The 4,062-nt window shown below is 46.0% G+C and carries 6 protein-coding genes and 1 pseudogene; all 7 read left to right on the top strand.

The genetic code is table 11. From position 1 onward, the window contains the following. The first annotated feature begins 111 nt into the window (after positions 1 to 111). The 7 genes and pseudogenes from BMZ51_RS23195 (at position 112) to BMZ51_RS23165 (ending at position 3,860) form a co-directional block, all read left to right on the top strand. Positions 112 to 822, top strand: a pseudogene (locus tag BMZ51_RS23195) (bacteriophage T4 gp5 trimerisation domain-containing protein). A gap of 8 nt (positions 823 to 830) precedes the next feature. Continuing rightward, complete coding sequence (locus tag BMZ51_RS23190; RefSeq protein WP_068009434.1) at positions 831 to 1,202, top strand: hypothetical protein; 372 nt, start codon at positions 831 to 833, stop codon at positions 1,200 to 1,202. Continuing rightward, positions 1,202 to 1,810 carry a hypothetical protein gene (locus tag BMZ51_RS23185; protein WP_139201475.1) on the top strand — a complete coding sequence of 203 codons (609 nt, stop codon included), beginning with the start codon at positions 1,202 to 1,204 and terminating at the stop codon, positions 1,808 to 1,810. The genes BMZ51_RS23190 and BMZ51_RS23185 overlap by 1 nt, the downstream gene beginning before the upstream one ends. 28 nt (positions 1,811 to 1,838) lie before the next feature. Further along, the gene (locus tag BMZ51_RS23180; protein WP_068009436.1) at positions 1,839 to 2,588 is read left to right on the top strand and encodes a TNT domain-containing protein; all 750 of its coding nucleotides are present in this window, start codon (positions 1,839 to 1,841) and stop codon (positions 2,586 to 2,588) included. After that, complete coding sequence (locus tag BMZ51_RS23175) at positions 2,585 to 3,193, top strand: hypothetical protein (protein ID WP_068009437.1); 609 nt, start codon at positions 2,585 to 2,587, stop codon at positions 3,191 to 3,193. The genes BMZ51_RS23180 and BMZ51_RS23175 overlap by 4 nt, the downstream gene beginning before the upstream one ends. A 9-nt stretch (positions 3,194 to 3,202) precedes the next feature. Continuing rightward, positions 3,203 to 3,493, top strand: coding sequence for a PAAR domain-containing protein (locus tag BMZ51_RS23170; protein WP_074882394.1), 291 nt, complete (start codon positions 3,203 to 3,205; stop codon positions 3,491 to 3,493). Next, positions 3,438 to 3,860 carry a hypothetical protein gene (locus BMZ51_RS23165; protein ID WP_153039328.1) on the top strand — a complete coding sequence of 141 codons (423 nt, stop codon included), beginning with the start codon at positions 3,438 to 3,440 and terminating at the stop codon, positions 3,858 to 3,860. The genes BMZ51_RS23170 and BMZ51_RS23165 overlap by 56 nt, the downstream gene beginning before the upstream one ends. The last annotated feature ends 202 nt before the right edge of the window (positions 3,861 to 4,062 follow it).

The raw sequence follows: 4,062 nt of genomic DNA, 5'->3' as shown, positions 1-4,062 counted from the left end.
GAAGTCATCGTAGACTTCCTGGAAGGCGACCCCGACCAGCCGATTATTACGGGGCGGACGTATCACAACAACAATAAGTCTCCTTACACCCTGCCCGACCACAAGACCAAGATGGCCATCAGGTCCGACAGCCATAAAGGCGAGGGCTTTAACGAGATCAGTTTTGAAGATCAGGCAGGCCAGGAGCAGATCTATGTTCATGCTCAATAGGATCAGGACATTCACGTTGAAAACAACCGCGCCAAGCGTGTCGATGTGAACCAGTCAGAGAGCGTCGGCCACAACAAATCCATTGAAGTAGGCAACAGCCATCACGAGGTAATTGGCGGCAACATGACGCTCATGGTTGGCCCCAACAAGCTACAGCAATTCGTCACCGAGAAGTTTAAGTCAGTTGAGAAAGCGCTCGGTAAAAAGATCGGAGGCATCGCCGGAACGCTCGGCAAGTTCGGCCTCAATATGGGTGAAGGTAATCTTGTCATCGGCGTTGGCAAGAATAAGGCTGAAACTGTGATGGTGTCGTCAACTGAGGTGGTAGGAGCAGGCAAAGCGACCACTGTTGGCGGAGGTTATCAGTTGGTTGTTGGAGGAATTCACAACCAGTCTATCGGAATTGGGTCATACGAAGAAGTTGGACAAAACAAAGCAACCGTAGTTGGCAAACTTTATGAAATCACGGTTGGAGACTCAAAAATTCTGATGTCGGAAAAAGGCATCATCAATGTTTCTGGTAAGCAAATCACCATTGAGGCATCGGAAACGATCAATATTGAGGCAAAGAACTCGATCACCATGAAGGCTGGCAAAATCAACTTAAACTGAGGTGTAATATGACAAATTACGGAGAAGCTGAGTGGGCCACAAGAGCTAAAATACGCAGAACAGTTCGTGATAAAGTTCGAAAAAAGTTTGAAGCCGATCTATCATTATCACCAAAGAAGTCTGCCGATGATCTAATGTTTTCCCCTCAAGCGCAACGATTAATAGTTACGCGCTTAATTCAAGTAACACGTGATGGTGCGATGGGAGCAGAGCATAAGGAAATGCTCACTCTTCTCGCCCAATCGATCGCTTCTACCGGTCTTGGTATTGGGCAAATGGGGGGCACCTCACGGCACGTTAAATCTATACACAAAAACCACACCCGTTACCTCGATAAATTCTTTCTGCATCAATATAAGTTTGAAGGATCTCGAAGATAATGACAGGAACTTCGGCACCTTCGAGTGGTGTAGCATCGAGCGGGGTCAAGGCTAGCTCAATCATGCGCGGCTCTGAGTACATAGACATGCCTTTGGGCCAGTTTTTGCTTGAAGTAAAAACAGATCTTGGCGAACACATCTATCAAAAAGCGATGGCCAAGTGCGCTGAACTGCAGGTTCTTGGAGTAATTGCAGGGGTTCTTGACGGACCAACAGAAGAGTATCGGAAAGCAATTGCAGAAACGGCAGGGAGTTATCTATCTAATCTTCTTGCAAGATCAGAACGAACTGCATGGTGGGAGAATACGAGCCCACTTGATGCGGCAGCTACAGCATTAGGTTATTGGCACAAAGGTCTTGCGGAAATTGCGGGTGCCACGGGTTACGACGACACAGCAAAGCAATGGCACTCAACGGGGGATGCCTTTCTTAATACAGACCCAGAAAAATTCCTCTTTAACGCCAGCAGTGATTTCATTACCTCAATTGGAGAGGATTGCATAAAGCGCTGGGATGTGTTTTGGCAAGATTTCCGCGAAAAGGTTTGCTTGTCGCTTACGGAAAACTTCAGGTTGACGGTGCATTTCTTGCCGCTGAGTTGGCTTTAGATGTTGTTCTAGCAGCCGCAACTGGTGGATGCTCGGTGTAAAAATCGTTGCACGCCGCGTGAGTGCCGTTGCAAGCCGTGTAGTCGTTCGTGTCCTACATCAAGCGGGAAAGGCCATACCGGACAGTGGTAAAGTTCTTGAAATTGACCTGCCAGATGCGGACATTAATGATGGCATTATTCGCCAAGTACTAGACGAAGATAAGCTTGGCGTCGGGTCGAAATCTGATGATGCTGCTAGCCGAGCTAAAGAAAAGCCTCCTGTTGTAGAAGAGCCCAAAGGTGGAGGAAATGAGTCAGCTTCCTCTACTAACCGTCCCTCGGAAGCCGATGGAAAATTCACCAAAGAGCAGTTAGAAACAGCTGAAAAATATGGAGTTCCGCCTGATTATACCAGACCAGATGGATCTACAAAATGGCCAAATGCAGTAACCCCAGATCCCCATACAGGAAAACTACACCCACGTGGTTTTTTAAATGGAAAATATGATGAGGTGGTTTTGCCAGAGGGTAGACTTATTGATAGATATGGTGGTGATAACGGGGACTATTTTTCTGTTCCAGGAACTCCATTTGAGCAAAGAGCAATGGCAGGCAATGGACCAAGTGGAGAACCAAGACTATTTAAAGTGATTAAACCATTACCCATGAAACAAGGCGAAATAGCTCCATGGTTTGGGCAACCTGGAGGAGGAACTCAATATCAGTCCCAAATGCCACTAAAGAAGCTGTTGAAAAAGAAATACCTTGAAGAATTAAAGGGAAATAGTTGGCGATGATTAATTCGAAGAATATAAAAAAACACGAAAAGCTTAGATATAGTCTCGAAAAATTCGGCATTAAAGACTATTACGTCATAGCTACAGAAAGGATTGAATTTATAAATGAATACTCTAGTTCAGTCTTATTTTACGGAGATAATGATTATATTGAAGTATTCGGTGTCGAACAGGGGGAAATATCAGATATCTGCAAGTTTAAAAATGAAGAAGATGCTCTGAATTATTTCTTTTGGAGTCTGACGCAATTCGAAAGTGAAGCTAAAACATATTATTCAGTTTATGAAGAAGTAAAGCCTGAAAAAAAATTACCTGATGAACTGTCTATTCAAGAAAATATTGAGATGCTCAATGTTGCCTTGGAAGTAAAAAATATCCCACTTCATAGATATAAAATTACAAATAGTGATAATTATTTTGATATGAACGGGCTAGTCTTATTGTGTGGGCGTCAGGATGAGAAGTTTGCTGTATTTAAAATGAATAGCGGTTTCAAAGAGGAAATCGCAATTTTTGATGATTTTGAAGAAGCATCCGATTTCGTGTTTTGGACTTTAACAAGTGCCAAAACTTACATACAAGTCTATAACGAAGATCATTCTTGAGGGCGCTTAATGCCAGCTGCATATAGAAAAGGCGATATCGCCGCAGGCCATGGGTGCTTTCCGCCTACGCCGTCGTCCGCTGGAAGCCCTGATGTGTTTGTAAATGCTATTGCTGTGGTGCGTGTCGGTGACGGCGTTATCCCGCATGGTTGCGGCAATTGTCCGCCTCATCCTCGTTCCATGTCAGCGGGATCTGGATCCGTGTTCGTCAATAGTCGTGCAGTATGCCGAGTGGGCGACGCTGTTGGATGTGGTGGTTCTGCTTCCGCTGGATCTGGAGACGTTGAAATTGGCGGTTGATCAGGACACATCAAAACCTGGAGCATTTGACTTGGGAGAAGGCCTCACGCCAGTGGATGTATGGCAAGGCCTTCATGCCAGTGAGCCACTTTGGATCGCCTCTGCTGGTGTGGAAGGGGGCGAAGAAAATCAAAGCCGGATCAATAGCTCTGATTTAAGCCTTTTGAAGAAACTGGAAGCCTTCCCGGCAAAACGTTGGGCCCAGATGTGTGATGGCATCGGCTGGACACATTTGGGCGCAATTGGTCTTTCCTGGTGCCAGGGCTCAACAGACCAGGCCTTCAACACAGCATGGTCCATCGCCGTACCTGACAAAGACCACACTGACAGCCAGCAACGCGCCTTAAGGCTAGTGAAACCGAGCTGAACAGCTGGCTGATTGAGGACGCTATCAACTTAACCTGAAATTGGCCGCAATAGTTTTCTCCAGACGCATTTTAGGCGTCAAGCATAGCGGCTTGTTTCCATTGTGAAAAAGCGTTGATGCGGTGGAGGTAAATGTTGATCGCGGACCGTTGGTGGTGAGATGGAACGAAGAGATTGCGCAGGCTGGAGAAGGTCGCCAGAAA

The organism is Pseudovibrio axinellae (assembly GCF_900110875.1).
In the GTDB taxonomy this organism is placed as follows: Bacteria; Pseudomonadota; Alphaproteobacteria; order Rhizobiales; family Stappiaceae; genus Pseudovibrio; species Pseudovibrio axinellae.
This window is presented reverse-complemented; position numbering and strand designations above follow the sequence as displayed.

What these genes read in the sequence shown, in the direction of transcription:
- BMZ51_RS23185 (WP_139201475.1), top strand. Translation starts at nt 1,202, where the DNA reads ATGACAGGAACTTCGGCACCTTCGAGTGGTGTAGCATCGAGCGGGGTC.
- BMZ51_RS23190 (WP_068009434.1), top strand. Translation starts at nt 831, where the DNA reads ATGACAAATTACGGAGAAGCTGAGTGGGCCACAAGAGCTAAAATACGC.
- BMZ51_RS23175 (WP_068009437.1), top strand. Translation starts at nt 2,585, where the DNA reads ATGATTAATTCGAAGAATATAAAAAAACACGAAAAGCTTAGATATAGT.
- BMZ51_RS23180 (WP_068009436.1), top strand. Translation starts at nt 1,839, where the DNA reads ATGCTCGGTGTAAAAATCGTTGCACGCCGCGTGAGTGCCGTTGCAAGC.
- BMZ51_RS23170 (WP_074882394.1), top strand. Translation starts at nt 3,203, where the DNA reads ATGCCAGCTGCATATAGAAAAGGCGATATCGCCGCAGGCCATGGGTGC.